The organism is Streptomyces sp. NPDC058274 (assembly GCF_042881375.1).
In the GTDB taxonomy this organism is placed as follows: Bacteria; Actinomycetota; Actinomycetes; order Streptomycetales; family Streptomycetaceae; genus Streptomyces.
This window is the reverse complement of record NZ_JBHVXW010000006.1, coordinates 129,643-146,151: the sequence shown is the minus strand read 5'-3', so window position 1 is coordinate 146,151 and position 16,509 is coordinate 129,643. Positions and strand designations below refer to the sequence as shown.

Below are 16,509 nucleotides of genomic sequence, written 5' to 3'. Positions count from 1 at the left end.
TAACTCCCTCACAGATGGCGGCGTCGGGTGGAGACGTGCCGGTCGTACTCGTCGCGCGCCTTGACCGCCGACGGTCGGGTCGCGGTCTCGGCCACAGGTACATCCCACCAGGCCTGGGCCGGAGGCGCGCCCGACACTGTGTCTGCCGTTTCGGTCTCCACGTAGACACATGTGGGAGTGTCCGCGGCCCGCGCCTCGGCCAGCGCCGCCCGCAGGTCACGGACGGTCTTCGCGCGTAGGACGCGCAGGCCCAGGCTGGCCGCGTTGGCGGCCAGGTCGACGGGGAGCGGCGCCCCCGTGTACGTACCGTCGGCGGCCCGGTAGCGGTACGCGGTACCGAAACGCTCGCCGCCCACCGACTCCGAGAGCCCGCCGATGGACGCGTAGCCGTGGTTCTGCAGGATGAGCACCTTGACCGGGATGTTCTCCTGGACGGCCGTGACGATCTCCGTGGGCATCATCAGATAGGTGCCGTCGCCGACCAGCGCCCACACGGGACGCCCGGGCGCCGCCATGCGCACGCCGATCGCGGCCGGGATCTCGTAGCCCATGCAGGAGTAGCCGTACTCGACGTGGTACTGGTCGCGCGAGCGCGCCCGCCACAGCTTGTGCAGGTCGCCGGGGAGCGAACCGGCCGCGTTGATGAGGATGTCCTCCTCGTCCACCAGCGCGTCGAGTATGCCGAGGACCTGCGGCTGGGTGGGCCGGATGTCGGGGTCCTCCGCCTCGTACGCGGCGTCGACCCGGTACTCCCAGCGCTCCTTGTCGTCGGTGTACTCCATGACGTACGCCGGCTCGACGCGGTGGCCGTGCAGGGTGAGGGCCTCGGTGAGCTCTTCCAGTCCGGCGCGCGCGTCCGCGACGAGGGTCTGTCCGGACAGCTTGTGGGCGTCGTACGGCGCGATGTTGAGGTTCAGGAAGCGCACGGCCGGGTTGCTGAAGAGGGTGCCCGAGGCGGTGGTGAAGTCCGTGTAGCGGGTGCCGACGCCGATCACCAGGTCGGCGGTGCGGGCGAGTTCGTCCGCGGTCGCGGTGCCGGTGTGGCCGATGCCGCCGACGTCCTGGGGATGGTCCCACCGCAGGGACCCCTTGCCCGCCTGGGTCGAGGCGACCGGGATGCCGGTGGCCCCGGCGAGCTCCGCCAGCGCGGTCTCGGCGCGGCTGTGGTGGACGCCGCCGCCAGCCACGATGAGCGGCCGCCGGGCCTCGCGGACCGCCCGGACCGCGGCGGACAGCTCGGCGGAGTCGGGCGCCGGACGCCGGACGGTCCAGACGCGCTCCGCGAAGAACTCCTCCGGCCAGTCGTACGCCTCCGCCTGCACGTCCTGCGGCAGCGCCAGTGTGACCGCCCCCGTCTCGACGGGGTCGGTGAGCACCCGCATCGCCTGGAGCGCGGCCGGGATGAGCGCCTCGGGACGGGAGATCCGGTCGAAGTACTTCGACACCGGACGCAGACAGTCGTTGACCGACACATCGCCCGCGTACGGCACTTCGAGCTGCTGGAGCACCGGGTCGGCGGCGCGGGTGGCGAAGATGTCGCCGGGCAGGAGCAGCACCGGGAGGTGGTTGACCGTCGCGAGGGCGGCGCCGGTGACGAGGTTGGTGGCGCCGGGGCCGATGGAGGTGGTGACGGCGTGCGTCGACAGCCGGTTGGACTGCCGCGCGTACCCCACCGCCGCGTGCACCATGGCCTGTTCGTTGCGGCCCTGGTGGTACGGCATCTCGTCGCCGTACTCGACGAGGGCCTGGCCGATCCCCGCCACGTTGCCGTGGCCGAAGATGCCCCAGGTGGCGCCGATCAGCCGCTGCCGCTCACCGTCCCGCTGCGTGTACTGGGCGGCCAGGAAATGCACCAGCGCCTGCGCGACCGTCAGCCGGGTCGTCGTCCGTGGCGCCTTCGCCGTCGGCTCTGTCATCGGTACCCCTCCGTGTGCTCCGGGTGGAAGCAGATCCGCCATTCCCGCTCCTTGCCCGGTCCGGCCATCACGTTCAGGTAGTACATCGTGTGGCCGGGCTGGGCGATGGAGGGGCCGTGCCATCCGTCGGGGACGAGGACGGCATCGCCGCTGCGGACCTCGGCGAGGACGTCGGATCCGCCCTCACGCGAAGGGAATACGCGCTGGTACCCGAAACCGTTCGGACCGTCGATCTCGAAGTAGTAGATCTCCTCCAGCTCGGTCTCCTGCCCCGGCCGGTTCTCGTCGTGCTTGTGGGGCGGGTACGAGGACCAGTTGCCGCCGGGAGTGATGACCTCGACGGCGATGAGCTGGTCGCAGTCGAAGGCGTCGGCCGAGGCGAAGTTGCGCACCTGGCGTGCGCAGGTGCCGCTGCCGCGGTCTTCGACGGGAACCTCCGGCGCGGGGCCGTAGCGGGCGGGGAGTCTGCGCTCGCACTTCGCTCCTGCCAGGGCGAAGCGGCCTCCCGCACCGGAGGCGATCAGTACCCGGGCGTCGCGGGGCACGTACACGAAGTCGCTGACTCCGCTGAACACGCTGTCCCTGCCCAGGATGTGGAACTCTTCGTCCTCTGTTCGCACGGTACAACCGCCACTGAGGGGAAGCACGATCCACTCACTGTCACCCGTGGTGAACGTATGGGTGCCTCCCGGGGCGAGTTCGACGACGCGCAGGCTGCTGTGGGTCCAGCCGGCGCGCTCGGGGTCGATGTCGACGGCGTACAGCGGGCCGGCGGACGCGCCCTTGCGGACGTACAGCTCGTTGCTCGTCATCCTGTCCTCACAGAAGTCCTACGGCGGTGTCCACCGCGGCGGTCACATCCCCGCCGGCCGGGTACAGCAGGGAGCGGCCGACGACCAGGCCCTGCACGGTGGGGAGTTGGAGCGCGCCGCGCCACTTCTCGTAGGCGCGATCCTGGTCCTCGCCGACATCGCCGCCGAGGAGCACGGCGGGCAGCGTGGAGGCCTCCATGACGCGGGCCATGTCGTCGGGGTTCTCGGTGACGGGCACCTTCAGCCAGGTGTACGCCGAACTGCCGCCCAGGCCGCTCGCGATGGCGATCGACTTGGTGACGGCCTCCGCGCTCAGGTCGTTGCGCAGCGCGCCGGTGGCGGGGTCGCGCCGGCAGAGGAACGGCTCGACGAACACGGGGAGCCGGCGCTCGGCCATCTCGTCGATGGTCCGCGCGGTTGACTCCAGGGTGCGCAGCGAACCCGGGTCGTCGTAGTCGATCCGCAGCAGCAGCTTGCCCGCGTCGAAGCCGAACCGCTCGATGTCCCGCGGGCGGTGGCCGGTGAAGCGGTCGTCCAGCTCGAAGGCCGCGCCGGCGAGGCCACCCCGGTTCATCGAGCCGAGGACGACCTTGTGGTCGAGGGCACCGAGCAGCAGGAGGTCGTCGAGTATGTCGGCGGTGGCGAGGACGCCGTCGACGCCCGGTCTGCTCAGCGCCAGACAGAGCCGTTCCAGGAGGTCGGTGCGGTTCGCCATGGCGAGCTTGCGGTCGCCCACGGCGAGGGCACCACGCGCCGGGTGGTCCGCGGCGATGATCATCAGCCGGCCGCTGTCGTTGACGAGGGGACGGCGGGGGCGCCGGGCCGCGGCCTCGGCGATGGCCTCGGGGTGGTGAGCACGGGTGCGGACGAGATCGGCCAGGTCGACGCCCTTGCGGTCCCGGGCAGCGTCGGCCCGGGTGCCGCCGCCGGCCCCGTCGGCCTTGGGGTCGCGGCCTGCCCTGTACGGCGTGGGGTCGCCCCCTTCCCGGTACGGCGAGGTGTCGTCCCCTTCGTGGCGCGCTCCCCCGACGGATCCCGCCCTCACCGCACCGCTCCCGCGGTGAGCGCGTCCTCGACCTCGTCCGGGGTCGGCATCGCCGAGGAGCACTCGAGCCGGGACGCGACGACGGCGCCCGCGGCGTTGGCGTACCGCATGACGTGTTCCAGCTCCCAGCCGGCGAGCAGGCCGTGGCAGAGGGAGCCGCCGAACGCGTCGCCGGCGCCCAGGCCGTTGAGGACCGTCACCGGGAGGGGCGGCACCTCGGCGGACGTGCCGTCGCGGTGGACGGCGAGGACGCCCTTGGGGCCCTGTTTGACGACGGCGAGTTCGACGCCCGCCTCGAGGAGGGCCCCGGCCGCGGCATGGGGTTCACGCTCGCCGGTGGCGATCTCGACCTCGTCGATGTTGCCGACGGCGACCGTGGTGTGGCGCAGGGCCTCGGTGTAGAAGGGGCGCGCCGACTCGGGGTCGGCCCAGAACATGGGGCGCCAGTCGAGGTCGAAGACCGTCGTACCGGACCGCGCGCGGTGGGCGAGCGCGGCGAGCGTCGCCGTACGGCTGGGCTCCTCGCTCAGGCCGGTGCCCGTCACCCAGAAGATGCGCGCCGAACGGATGGCGTCCAGGTCGAGTTGGTGCGCGTCGATCTCCAGGTCGGGGGCCTTGGGCTGCCGGTAGAAGTAGAGCGGGAAGTCGTCCGGCGGGAAGACCTCGCAGAAGGTGACCGGCGTCGGAAGCCCGGCGACGGGTGTGACCCAGCGGTCGTCGACGCCGAAGTCGCGCAGCTGTTCGTGGAGGTACGTGCCGAAGGGGTCGTCACCCGTCCGCGTGATCACCGCCGTACGCCGGCCGAGCCGGGACGCGGCCACCGCGACGTTCGTCGCCGACCCGCCGAGGAACTTCCCGAAGGACGACACCCGGGCCAGCGACACGCCCGTCTGCAACGGGTAGAGGTCCACGCCGATCCGCCCCATGGTGATCAGGTCGTACGCCATCGAGTTCCCTTCGCTTCGGCTGTCCCCAGGTCTAGCCCGGCGCGGGGAGCCCTGTCAACGTTTTGTCCAGACATTCGGACCAGCCCTTGACACCTCTCCTGAGCGGTCGGAAGCTGACGCTCATGACGTCGTTGTCACCTCACTCCTCACTGTCCCGTATCCGGATCGGTTCGGCTCCCGACTCCTGGGGCGTCTGGTTCCCGGACGACCCTCAGCAGGTGCCCTGGCAGCGCTTCCTCGACGAGGTCTCCGAGTCCGGTTACGAGTGGATCGAGCTGGGCCCGTACGGCTATCTGCCCACCGATCCGGCCGTCCTCAAGGAGGAGACCGCGCGGCGCGGGCTCACGGTCTCGGCCGGCACGGTCTTCACCGGGCTGCACCGGGGACCTGACGTCTGGGACGCCACCTGGGCGCACGTCTCCGACATCGCGGCGCTCACCCAGGCGATGGGCGCCGAGCACCTCGTCGTCATCCCCTCCTTCTGGCGGGACGACAAGACGGGCGCGGTGCTGGAGGACAGCACGCTGACGCCGACCCAGTGGCGCAATCTCACCGCCCAGACCGAGCGTCTCGGCCACGAGGTGCGGGAGCGCTACGGCCTGCGGATCGTCGTCCACCCGCATGCCGACACCCACATCGACAGCGAGGAGAACGTCACCCGATTCCTCGACGCGACCGACTCCTCGCTCGTCTCGCTGTGTCTGGACACCGGGCACTACGCGTACTGCGGCGGCGACAACGTCAAGCTCATCGAGACGTACGGCGAGCGCATCGGCTACCTCCACCTCAAGCAGGTGGACCCGCTGATCCTGGCCGAGGTGCGGGCGAACGAGGTGCCGTTCGGGCCGGCCGTGGCCCGCGGCGTCATGTGCGAACCACCGTCCGGCGTACCGGCGTTGGAGCCCGTGCTCGCCGCCGCGCAGCAGCTCGGCGTCGACCTCTTCGCGATCGTCGAGCAGGACATGTACCCGTGCCCGCCGGACAAGCCCCTGCCGATCGCCCGACGCACCCGGTCCTTCCTCAGGTCCTGCGGGGCTTAGGGGGTCTGCGGGACGTCGGGGTTCTGCAGGCCCTGCGGGGCTGGGGTCTGCGCGCCCTGCGGGGGCCGCTCACGGCGGTGATTGCGTCACCCGTGTCACAAAGAACCCCCTTCTGTCACACATGTCGCGTGTACGCGGGTCTTGGGTCACACCCGGGCGACAGGCACGTCCTCCTGATCACTCTGTGTCGTTCAGCGGGCACAGGCTTTGTGATCGCCAGCGCAGCGCCCGGCTCCCCCGACGGCCACCCCCGGCCGCCGCTGCGGCGCGCGTAGGGAGGTGCCACTCATGACCGACCGTAGGCTCTGGTCGTACAAGGAGATCGCGGCGCACATCAAGGTGCAGCCGGACACCGTGCGGTCCTACCGCAAGCACGGGCTGCTGCCGCCCCCCGACCACGTCGAGGGCGGGAAACCGTACTGGTACGCCGACACCGTCCGGGCCTGGGTCGCCTCCCGTCCCGGCAACCGCGGACGCAGATACGACTGACCCGCTCGCGCTGCGACCTGTGCCCCGCCCGTCACTTGATCCCGTGGTGCGGGGCACAGCCCTTTATTCGTTTGTCCGTACGCCGTCCGACTGCCGAGAATCCGGAGATGAACTTCTCCGACAAGCCTGTCCTCACCGGCGCGAAGACCGTGCTGCGGCCGTTCACCGAGGACGACGCGGTCGGCATGGCCGGGATCATCGAGGACCCGGACGTCATCCGCTTCACCTTCGAACCCTCCACCGACCTCACCCTGGAGCGATTGCGTTCCTGGTACGGCTCCCGTGGTGACAGCGACGACCGGCTGGATCTCGCCGTGACCGACCGCGCCACCGGTGAACTGCTCGGCGAAGTGGTCCTGTACGACTGGGACCCGCGCAACCGCAGCTGCACCTTCCGCACCCTCATCGGGCCCCGGGGCCGCGGGCGCGGCATCGGGACGGAGGCGACACGGCTGATCGTCGGGCACGGCTTCGAGCAACTGGGGCTGCACCGCATCGCGTTGGAGGTCTACGGCCACAACCACCGGGCCCGCCGCGTCTACGAGAAGGTCGGCTTCGTGACGGAGGGTGTCCGACGGGAGGCCCAACTCCGGGACGGCGAGTGGACCGACGAGGTCCTCATGTCGCTCCTCGCCCCGGAGTGGAACGCGCATCGCGGGCACCCGGACGCACCGGACGCCGCCCGGCCCACCGGCGCGGTCAGCTCCACGGCTCGATGACCGTCACCCCCGGCCCGGGTGCCGTCCCCATCGCGGCCAGCGCGGCCGGCGCCGCGTCCAGCGGAAGGGTGGACGTGACCAGGAGGTCGGGTCGCAGCACGCCCGCCCGCACCAGCTCCAGCATCCCCGGGTAGGCGTGCGCGGCCATCCCGTGGCTGCCCAGCACTTCCAGTTCGAGACCGATCACACGGGACATCGGGACCGGCGTCGAGCCCGTCGGCGAGGGGAGCAGCCCCACCTGGACATGGCGGCCGCGCCGGCGCAGGCCGTTCACCGAGGCGGCGCAGGTCGCCGGAGCCCCGAGCGCGTCCAGGGAGAGATGGGCGCCGCCTCCCGTCAGCTCGCGCACCGCCTCCGCCGGGTCCCCGGTCCCCGACGCGTCCACGCACTCGGCGGCCCCGAACTTCCGTGCCAGATCCAGCGCCCGGGGGGAGACGTCGACCGCGACGACCCGCGCCCCGCAGGCCGCCGCGATCATCACGGCCGACAGCCCGACGCCCCCGCAGCCGTGCACCGCGACCCACTCGCCCGCCGCCACCCGCCCCTGCGCGACCACCGCGCGGAACGCCGTGGCGAAGCGGCAGCCGAGGGCCGCCGCCGTCGCGGACGACAGCTCCTCCGGCACCGCGACCAGATTCACCTCCGCGTGGTCCAGCGCCACGTACTGCGCGAAGGAGCCCCAGTGCGTGAACCCCGGCTGGGTCTGCCGCTCGCACACCTGCTGGTCGCCCGCCGCACAGGCGGCGCAGCTTCCGCAGGCGCAGACGAAGGGGACGGTGACCCGGTCGCCGGGGCGCCAGCAGGTCACCCGGCCGCCCACCGCCTCGACGACACCGGCCAGTTCGTGCCCCGGGACGTGCGGGAGGGTGATGTCCGGGTCGTGTCCCATCCAGCCGTGCCAGTCGCTCCGGCACAGGCCGGTGGCCTCGACTCGCACCACGACCCCGTGCTCCTCGGGCCGCGGGTCCGCCACCTCACGCACCTCGGCCGGTTCGCCGTACCGCTCGAACACCACTGCCCGCATGTGCCTCGCCCCTCCGCCCGGAGATCAACGTCCCGGCGAACGCTAGCCTCGCGCCTCGGCCTTGTCCCGGTCGCGCCCCTCCGCGTCCGGCTCACCGGGACCCTCCGGCACCTCGGACTGCGACATAAGGGTTCTCTCGCATAAAGTTCGGACAAACCAGCCCGAGCCCGAGGGATGTGACGTGACCCAGTCTCCGCCGCCCGGCGCGCCCCGAGCCCGTATTCCCGGCCCCCAGCAACCCCCGCCCCCGTACCCCTCGATCCGCGCCGGCCTCTGGCGGCGGTGCCTGTGGGGCGGGCTCGCACTGTGGGCGCTGACCGCGCTCGTCACGTACGCGACGAAGAACACCACCCTGCTGCCGACCCTGATCCTGCTCGGCAGTTTCCTCGTCCCCGTCACCTTCGTGCTCTGGGCGTACGAGCGGCACGGCCGCGACCTGGGCGTCCAGGTGATCCTCGGCTGCTTCCTGACCGGCGGTCTCCTCGGCGTGCTCGGCGCGTCGGTGATGGAGTACTACCTGCTGCACCCTTCGCTGTGGATGTACGTCGGCGTCGGCCTGATCGAGGAGGCGGTGAAGCTCGCCGCGCTGATGTTCGTGCTGCGCCGCCGGCCGCGGATCCACGGGCTGCGGGCCGGACTCGTACTGGGCGCGAGCGTCGGCTTCGGTTTCGCGGCCCTGGAGAGCGCGGGGTACGCCTTCAACGCGGCTGTCTCCCTGCAGGGCATCGACCTGCGCGCCCTGCTCGAGACCGAGATCCTGCGCGGGGTGCTCGCCCCCTTCGGGCACGGGCTGTGGACGGCGATCGCCGGCGCCGTACTACTGGCGCACCGCCACCCGAACGGGCGGTTCCAGTTCACCGGACGGGTGCTCGGCACCTACCTCGGGGTCTCCCTGCTGCACGCCCTGTGGGACTCGACGCACGGCATCGCGATCTGGCTCGTGGCGCGGCTGACGAGTACCGGGCTCAGCAAGGCGCTCTTCGGGGTGGGCTACATCCCGGCCCCGACCGACGAGCAGAAACATCTCTTCACGCTGTTCTCGGTGGGCGGCATGGTCGTCGTGGCACTGCTGGGCGTCGCCTGGGTGCGCTCGCTCGCCCGGCGGGACCCCTCTTGGAGAAATACCCCCTAGGGGTATAGTGTGGAGAGCGTCGGGAGGGGACCCTGGATTCCCGGGTGCCCCACCCGTGCACCGACGCCCCACATGCCTCGACGAGGAGTAACGCCATGACCGCCCAGACCGACACCCAGGGCTCCATCACGACCGTCTACCAGGTGAGCGGGATGAGCTGCGGGCACTGTGAAGGCTCCGTCTCCACCGAGATCTCCGGGATCCCCGGCGTGACCTCCGTGAAGGCCGTGGCCTCCTCCGGCGAGGTGACCGTGGTCTCCGCCGCACCGCTCGACGACGAGGCCGTACGCGCCGCCGTCGACGAGGCGGGCTTCGAGCTCACCGGCAAGGCCTAGGAGACAGGCCCACCCTGGCACCTCGGCGGCCCACAACAGCTTCTTCTCCACACCGGGCCGTACCGACCAGCTGATACTGGCTCCGTACGGCCCGGCTCATTGACTGGAGCCGGACACATGACCACCGCAGCACCCGAGACCCCGATAACGCAGGCCTCCCCCGCGTCGGAGGTGGAGCTCACCATCGGCGGGATGACCTGCGCCTCCTGCGCGGCCCGCGTCGAGAAGAAGCTCAACCGCATGGACGGGGTCACCGCCACGGTGAACTACGCGACACAACGGGCGAAGGTCGCGTATCCCGAAGGGGTCCAGGTCGCCGACCTGATCGCCACCGTGGTGAAGACGGGCTACACGGCCGAGGAGCCGGCACCGCCCGCGCCCCCGGAGGAGGACGCGGCGCCCGCCGAGGACCCCGAACTGGCCTCGCTGCGCGAACGGTTGACCGTCTCCGCCCTGCTCGCCCTCCCCGTGGTCCTGCTGTCGATGATCCCGCCGCTCCAGTTCGACAACTGGCAGTGGCTGGCGCTGACCCTCGCCGCTCCTGTCGTCGTCTGGGGCGGACTGCCCTTCCACAAGGCCGCGTTCACCAACGCGCGGCACGGCGCGGCCACCATGGACACCCTCGTCTCGGTCGGCACGCTCGCCGCCTTCGGCTGGTCCCTGTGGGCGTTGTTCTTCGGGGACGCCGGGATGGCCGGCATGGAGGAAGGCTTCGAGTTCACCGTCGCGCGCACGGACGGCTCGTCGACGATCTACCTCGAAGTCGCCTCGGGCGTCATCGCGTTCATCCTGCTCGGCCGCTATCTGGAGGCCCGCTCGAAGCGGCGCGCGGGAGCGGCCCTGCGGGCGCTGATGGAGCTGGGCGCGAAGGACGTCTCCGTGCTGCGCGACGGCCGTGAAGTACGGGTCCCGGTGGCCCGGCTGGCCGTCGGCGACCACTTCGTCGTACGGCCGGGCGGAAAGATCGCCACCGACGGCACCGTCGTCGAGGGCACCTCGGCGGTCGACGCGTCCATGCTGACCGGCGAGTCGCTACCGGTCGACGTCTCGGCCGGGGACGCCGTCACCGGCGCGACCGTGAACGCCGGTGGGCGACTCGTCGTCGAGGCGAGCCGGATCGGCGCGGACACCCAACTCGCGCGGATGGCACGGCTCGTCGAGGACGCGCAGAACGGCAAGGCGGAGGTACAGCGCCTCGCCGACCGGATCTCCGGGGTCTTCGTGCCGGTGGTGCTGCTGATCGCGCTCGGCACGTTCGGCGGCTGGCTCGGCGTCACGGGCGACACGGTCGCCGCCTTCACCGCAGCCGTCGCGGTGCTGATCATCGCCTGCCCGTGCGCCCTCGGCCTCGCCACCCCGACCGCCCTGATGGTCGGCACGGGCCGCGGCGCCCAGCTCGGCATCCTCATCAAGGGCCCCGAAGTCCTGGAGTCCACACGGCGCGTGGACACCGTCGTCCTGGACAAGACCGGCACGGTCACGACCGGCCGCATGAGCCTGCAGGAGGTGTACGTCGCCCAGGGCGTCGCCGAGAAGGACCTTCTGCGGCTCGCAGGCGCCCTGGAACACGCCTCGGAGCATCCCATTGCCCAGGCGATCACCGCGGGCGCCCAGGAGCGCGCAGGAGCGCTTCCCGCGCCGGAGCACTTCGAGAACGTGCCCGGGCTCGGCGTACGCGGCCGCGTGGAGGGCCACGACGTCCAGGTGGGCCGGCTCGTACGGGACGCGCTTCCCGAGGAGTTGGCCCGCGCCAAGGCCGAGGCGGAGGCGGCGGGGTGCACGGCGGTCGTGGTGGGCCGGGACGGGACGGCGATCGGCGTGCTGACCGTCGCCGACGCGGTCAAGGACACCAGCGCCGAGGCCGTACGCCGACTGCGCGCCCTGGGGCTCACGCCGGTGCTGCTGACCGGTGACAACGAGGCGGTCGCCCGGTCCGTCGCCCGGGCCGTCGGCATCGACGAGGTCGTCGCCGAGGTGCTGCCCGAGGACAAGGTGGCCGTGGTGAAGCGGCTCCAGGGTGAGGGGCGGACCGTCGCGATGGTGGGCGACGGGGTCAATGACGCGGCCGCGCTCGCCACCGCCGATCTCGGCCTCGCGATGGGGACCGGCACGGACGCGGCGATCGAGGCGAGCGATCTGACGCTGGTCCGCGGGGATCTGCGCGTGGCCGCCGACGCGATCCGGCTGTCCCGGAAGACGCTTTCCACGATCAAGGGGAACCTGGTGTGGGCCTTCGGATACAACGTGGCCGCGCTGCCGCTCGCCGCGGCGGGACTCCTCAACCCGATGATCGCGGGGGCCGCCATGGCCTTCTCCTCGGTGTTCGTGGTGACGAACAGCCTTCGGCTCAGGACATTCTCATGACGCCGGGGTAAGAGTCCCTCTAGAGTCCAACGGCAGGCTCACATAAGCTCTTCACAAGGCTCGCGCATCTTCCTTACGCTTGGCCTCCGATTGCCATATCGGGGCTCTTGCGCATCTTCAGGACATATGCAAGAGACACAGATCACAGTGCTGTGAACGTAACCATCGAAGGGGTTCGTGAGTCTAAGTTGGCGATGTCAGACACGTCTTGGGGGGCGTTTCTGGCATCTGGGGATGTCTTGGGGGACGTTCCCGGAATTGCGTTGCCGGGGCACGTACGCCGGGGAGCTTTGAGCGGCCCTCCCGGTCCGTACGCGTCCCGGCAGACCGCACCGTAGGACGCAGAAGTACACAGAGTTTTGCTCGTTTTGCTCGCAGCGGTTCAGGCGCTGTCCACAGACGCCCGGCCGGATCCCGTGGGGGGAATCCGAACCGGGACAAGGAAAGCGCCCCGACTGTCGGCCCGTGGGGGGACCGGCAGCGGGGCGCTTTCCGTATTTTTTTGTAGCTCGGGTCGCCTCCGGGGCGGCAAAGCCGGTGTTGAGACGGCGATCGTGCTCGACCCTCCTTCGTCGGGCCTCCGCGCGTTCGCCGTCTCAACACGGCGCGCCCCTTCGGCTCACTCGCTGTAGGGCGCCGTGGGGACAGTGACGCGAAAAGACGGCCGTAGGCCGGGCCGGATACGCCGACGGCGCCGGGGGTTCGTGAACCCTTGCGGCGCCGTGGGACTGGTGAAGCTGGGGGTGGCCGGTGTCAGCGGGCCTCTACCGGGACGAAGTCGCGCAGGACCTCGCCCGTGTAGATCTGGCGCGGGCGGCCGATGCGGGAGCCGGGCTCCTTGATCATCTCGTGCCACTGGGCGATCCAGCCCGGAAGGCGGCCGAGGGCGAACAGGACCGTGAACATCTCGGTCGGGAAGCCCATGGCGCGGTAGATCAGGCCCGTGTAGAAGTCCACGTTCGGGTAGAGCTTGCGCTCGACGAAGTAGTCGTCGGCCAGCGCGTGCTCCTCGAGCTTCAGCGCGATGTCCAGCAGCTCGTCGGACTTGCCGAGCGCGGAGAGGACGTCGTGCGCGGCCGCCTTGATGATCTTCGCCCGGGGGTCGAAGTTCTTGTAGACGCGGTGCCCGAAGCCCATGAGCTTCACGCCGTCTTCCTTGTTCTTCACCTTGCGGATGAAGGTGTCGACGTCGCCGCCGGAGTTCTGGATGCCCTCGAGCATCTCGAGCACCGACTGGTTGGCGCCGCCGTGCAGCGGGCCCCAGAGCGCCGAGATGCCGGCGGAGATCGACGCGAACATGTTCGCCTGCGAAGAGCCGACCAGGCGGACCGTGGACGTCGAACAGTTCTGCTCGTGGTCCGCGTGCAGGATCAGCAGCTTGTCGAGCGCGGAGACGACGACCGGGTCCAGGTCGTACTCCTGGGCGGGGACCGAGAAGGTCATGCGCAGGAAGTTCTCGACGTACCCGAGGTCGTTGCGCGGGTAGACGAAGGGGTGGCCGATCGACTTCTTGTACGCGTACGCCGCGATCGTCGGAAGCTTGGCGAGAAGGCGGATCGTGGAGAGATTGCGCTGCTTCTCGTCGAACGGGTTGTGGCTGTCCTGGTAGAAGGTGGACAGCGCGGAGACCACCGACGACAGCATCGCCATCGGGTGGGCGTCCCGCGGGAAGCCGCGGTAGAAGTTCTTGACGTCCTCGTGCAGCAGGGTGTGCTGCGTGATCTCGCCCTTGAAGGTCGAGAGGTCATCGACGGTCGGCAGCTCACCGTTGATCAGCAGATACGCCACCTCGAGGAAGGTGGAGCGCTCGGCCAGCTGCTCGATCGGGTAGCCGCGGTACCGGAGGATGCCTTCCTCGCCGTCGAGGTAGGTGATCGCGGATTTATAGGCGGCTGTGTTGCCGTATCCGCTGTCGAGCGTCACCAGACCGGTCTGGGCGCGGAGCTTCCCGATGTCGAAGCCCTTGTCGCCGACGGTGCTGTCGATCACCGGGTAGGTGTACTCGCCATCGCCGTACCGCAGTACTACAGAGTTGTCGCTCACGTCATCCCTCACCGACGTTGTGCCTCTTCTTCGAGGTGCCCTGACTGTCTCTACCATCCCCCATTTGGCCCTGGAGAGTGCACTCGGGGTCGACCATTGGGCCTATTGGCGGCACTCAGTGCCGCCAACCTGCTCATCCTGCCCCTCTTCGCCCTGGTTCCGGAAGTGGTGTGTGACCTTTGTGACTCATTTGATCGATCATTTTTTGGGATGCCTCCCGTTGGTGCTGTGACCAGGGGCGGCGCTGAGGCCGGAGCCGCGGTCAGGAGACGAGGGGCCGGGGTGCGAGGCGGAAGTCCAGGGCCGTACACCGTCTGCCTGCGGACACCGTACGCACCGCCTGGCCGATGGCCTTGCGGGAGCCGACCAGGACGACCAGTTTCTTGGCGCGGGTCACCGCCGTGTAGAGCAGGTTCCGCTGGAGCATCATCCAGGCGCTGGTGGTGACCGGGATCACCACCGCCGGATACTCACTGCCCTGGGAGCGGTGGATGGTGACCGCGTACGCGTGGGCCAGCTCGTCGAGCTCGTCGAACTCGTACGCCACCTCCTCGTCCTCGTCCGTGCGCACCGTCAGGCGCTGCTCGTCCTGGTCGAGCGAGGTGACCACGCCCACGGTGCCGTTGAAGACGCCGTTCTTCCCCTTCTCGTAGTTGTTGCGGATCTGGGTGACCTTGTCGCCGACGCGGAAGACCCGGCCGCCGAAGCGCTTCTCGGGGAGATCCCGGCGGGCGGGTGTGACCGCCTGCTGGAGCAGGCCGTTGAGCGCGCCCGCGCCCGCCGGGCCCCGGTGCATCGGCGCGAGCACCTGCACGTCCCGGCGCGGGTCGAGGCCGAACTTGGCGGGAATGCGCCGGGCCACCACGTCCACCGTGAGCCGGCCCACCTCCTCGGTGTCGCCCTCGACGAAGAGGAAGAAGTCCTTCAGGCCCTGAGTGAGGGGCGGCTGCCCGGAGTTGATCCGATGGGCGTTCGTCACCACGCCGGACTGCTGGGCCTGGCGGAAGACGCGGGTGAGGCGGACGGCCGGGATCGGGCTGCCGTCGGCGAGCAGATCGCGCAGGACCTCGCCCGCGCCGACGCTGGGCAGCTGGTCGACGTCTCCCACGAAGAGCAGATGGGCGCCCTGGGCCACCGCCTTGACCAGCTTGTTGGCGAGCAGAAGGTCGAGCATGGAGGCCTCGTCCACGACGACCAGGTCGGCGTCGAGCGGGCGGTCCCTGTCGTACGCCGCGTCGCCGCCGGGCTTCAGCTCCAGCAGCCGGTGCACGGTGGAGGCGTCGGCTCCGGTGAGCTCGGCGAGGCGCTTGGCGGCGCGGCCGGTGGGGGCGGCCAGCACGATCCTGGCCTTCCTGGCGCGGGCCAGCTCCACGATCGAGCGGACCGTGAACGACTTGCCGCAGCCGGGGCCGCCGGTGAGGACGGCGACCTTCCGGGTGAGCGCGAGCCGGACGGCGGCCTCCTGCTCCGGGGCCAGCTCCACGCCCGTACGCCCCTTGAGCCAGGCCAGTGCCTTGTCCCAGTCGACGTCATGGAAGCCGGGCATCCGGTCCTCGTCGGTGCGCAGCAGGCGCAACAACTGGGCGGAGAGGGACAGTTCGGCGCGGTGGAAGGGGACCAGATAGACGGCGGTGACGGTGTCCGGGCCGCCGTCGGGGCCGGGCACCCGCTCCCGGACGACGCCGGGCTCCTCGTCCTCCCCGGCGGGCGCCGCGAGTTCGCCGAGGCACTCGATGACCAGGCCCGTGTCGACCTGGAGGAGCTTCACCGCGTCCGTGATCAGCTGCTCCTCGGGGAGATAGCAGTGGCCCTGGTCGGTGGACTGCGAAAGGGCGTACTGGAGACCGGCTTTGACGCGCTCCGGGCTGTCGTGCGGGATGCCGACGGACTGGGCGATCTTGTCGGCGGTGAGGAAGCCGATGCCCCAGACGTCGGACGCCAGGCGATAGGGCTGGTTGCGGACCACGGAGATCGAGGCGTCGCCGTACTTCTTGTAGATGCGGACGGCGATGGACGTGGACACCTCGACGCTCTGGAGGAAGAGCATGACCTCCTTGATCGCCTTCTGCTCCTCCCAGGCGTCAGCGATCTTCTTGGTGCGCTTGGGGCCGAGACCCGGGACCTCGATGAGCCGCTTGGGCTCCTCCTCGATGATCTGGAGGGTGTCGAGGCCGAAGTGCTGGGTGATGCGGTCGGCGAAGACCGGGCCGATGCCCTTGACCAGGCCGGAGCCCAGATAGCGGCGGATGCCCTGGACGGTGGCCGGCAGGACCGTCGTGTAGTTCTCCACCGTGAACTGCTTGCCGTACTGCGGGTGGGAGGCCCAGCGGCCCTCCATGCGCAGGGACTCGCCGACCTGGGCGCCGAGCAGGGAGCCGACGACGGTGAGCAGATCGCCGCCGCCCCGGCCGGTGTCGACCCGGGCGACCGTGTATCCGTTCTCCTCGTTGGCGTAGGTGATGCGCTCCAGGACGCCAGTTACTTCACAAACACCCTCACGGCTGCCCCGCTTGGCGTCAACTCCCCTACTGGGCACAGCCCCACCTGCTCATCCTGTGTCTACGGTCCCTGCGAGGCTATCGGCCGCCACCGACAGCGGGACCGCGATCTCCCGATGGGGTGCGTATGGGGACGCCCTGCAAC

At 70.4% G+C, this 16,509-nt stretch carries 13 protein-coding genes; 6 read left to right on the top strand and 7 right to left on the bottom strand.

The window, feature by feature from the left end:
* Positions 1-8: 8 nt before the first annotated feature.
* The 4 genes from iolD to iolC form a co-directional block, all read right to left on the bottom strand.
* Positions 9-1,916, bottom strand: a complete 1,908-nt coding sequence (gene iolD / locus ACFVYF_RS14850) for a 3D-(3,5/4)-trihydroxycyclohexane-1,2-dione acylhydrolase (decyclizing) (RefSeq protein WP_389455600.1) — start codon at positions 1,914-1,916, stop codon at positions 9-11.
* Positions 1,913-2,728: a 5-deoxy-glucuronate isomerase gene (gene iolB, locus ACFVYF_RS14845; protein WP_389455599.1), complete on the bottom strand. Its 816-nt coding sequence runs from the start codon at positions 2,726-2,728 to the stop codon at positions 1,913-1,915. The genes iolD and iolB overlap by 4 nt, the downstream gene beginning before the upstream one ends.
* A gap of 7 nt (positions 2,729-2,735) precedes the next feature.
* Positions 2,736-3,608: a deoxyribose-phosphate aldolase gene (locus ACFVYF_RS14840; protein ID WP_389455811.1), complete on the bottom strand. Its 873-nt coding sequence runs from the start codon at positions 3,606-3,608 to the stop codon at positions 2,736-2,738.
* Positions 3,609-3,769: 161 nt separating this feature from the next.
* Positions 3,770-4,720, bottom strand: a complete 951-nt coding sequence (gene iolC, locus ACFVYF_RS14835) for a 5-dehydro-2-deoxygluconokinase (RefSeq protein ID WP_389455598.1) — start codon at positions 4,718-4,720, stop codon at positions 3,770-3,772.
* 122 nt (positions 4,721-4,842) lie between these two features.
* Here iolC and ACFVYF_RS14830 point away from each other — a divergent pair, with 122 nt between their 5' ends.
* The 3 genes from ACFVYF_RS14830 (at position 4,843) to ACFVYF_RS14820 (ending at position 6,968) form a co-directional block, all read left to right on the top strand.
* Positions 4,843-5,760 (top strand): sugar phosphate isomerase/epimerase family protein, encoded by a 918-nt coding sequence (locus ACFVYF_RS14830; RefSeq protein WP_389455597.1) that lies wholly within the window; start codon positions 4,843-4,845, stop codon positions 5,758-5,760.
* A gap of 288 nt (positions 5,761-6,048) precedes the next feature.
* Positions 6,049-6,249 (top strand): MerR family transcriptional regulator, encoded by a 201-nt coding sequence (locus tag ACFVYF_RS14825; RefSeq protein ID WP_362510202.1) that lies wholly within the window; start codon positions 6,049-6,051, stop codon positions 6,247-6,249.
* A 107-nt stretch (positions 6,250-6,356) separates the two neighbouring features.
* A complete protein-coding gene (locus ACFVYF_RS14820) occupies positions 6,357-6,968 on the top strand; it encodes a GNAT family N-acetyltransferase (protein ID WP_389455596.1) in 612 nt (203 codons plus the stop codon).
* Here the strand turns inward: ACFVYF_RS14820 and ACFVYF_RS14815 are convergent.
* Positions 6,949-7,992: a zinc-dependent alcohol dehydrogenase family protein gene (locus tag ACFVYF_RS14815; protein WP_389455595.1), complete on the bottom strand. Its 1,044-nt coding sequence runs from the start codon at positions 7,990-7,992 to the stop codon at positions 6,949-6,951. The two genes, ACFVYF_RS14820 and ACFVYF_RS14815, sit on opposite strands and share 20 nt — an antisense overlap.
* A gap of 181 nt (positions 7,993-8,173) precedes the next feature.
* Here ACFVYF_RS14815 and ACFVYF_RS14810 point away from each other — a divergent pair, with 181 nt between their 5' ends.
* The 3 genes from ACFVYF_RS14810 (at position 8,174) to ACFVYF_RS14800 (ending at position 11,823) form a co-directional block, all read left to right on the top strand.
* Positions 8,174-9,124, top strand: a complete 951-nt coding sequence (locus tag ACFVYF_RS14810; RefSeq protein WP_389455594.1) for a PrsW family intramembrane metalloprotease — start codon at positions 8,174-8,176, stop codon at positions 9,122-9,124.
* 95 nt (positions 9,125-9,219) lie between these two features.
* Positions 9,220-9,459: a heavy-metal-associated domain-containing protein gene (locus tag ACFVYF_RS14805; RefSeq protein WP_389455593.1), complete on the top strand. Its 240-nt coding sequence runs from the start codon at positions 9,220-9,222 to the stop codon at positions 9,457-9,459.
* Between the two features lie 117 nt (positions 9,460-9,576).
* Positions 9,577-11,823 (top strand): heavy metal translocating P-type ATPase, encoded by a 2,247-nt coding sequence (locus ACFVYF_RS14800; protein WP_389455592.1) that lies wholly within the window; start codon positions 9,577-9,579, stop codon positions 11,821-11,823.
* Between the two features lie 753 nt (positions 11,824-12,576).
* Here the strand turns inward: ACFVYF_RS14800 and ACFVYF_RS14795 are convergent.
* Positions 12,577-13,866: a citrate synthase gene (locus ACFVYF_RS14795; RefSeq protein WP_389455591.1), complete on the bottom strand. Its 1,290-nt coding sequence runs from the start codon at positions 13,864-13,866 to the stop codon at positions 12,577-12,579.
* 262 nt (positions 13,867-14,128) lie between these two features.
* Entirely contained in the window at positions 14,129-16,402 is a 2,274-nt protein-coding gene (locus ACFVYF_RS14790) for an ATP-dependent RecD-like DNA helicase (RefSeq protein WP_389455590.1), read from the bottom strand.
* Positions 16,403-16,509: the final 107 nt, after the last annotated feature.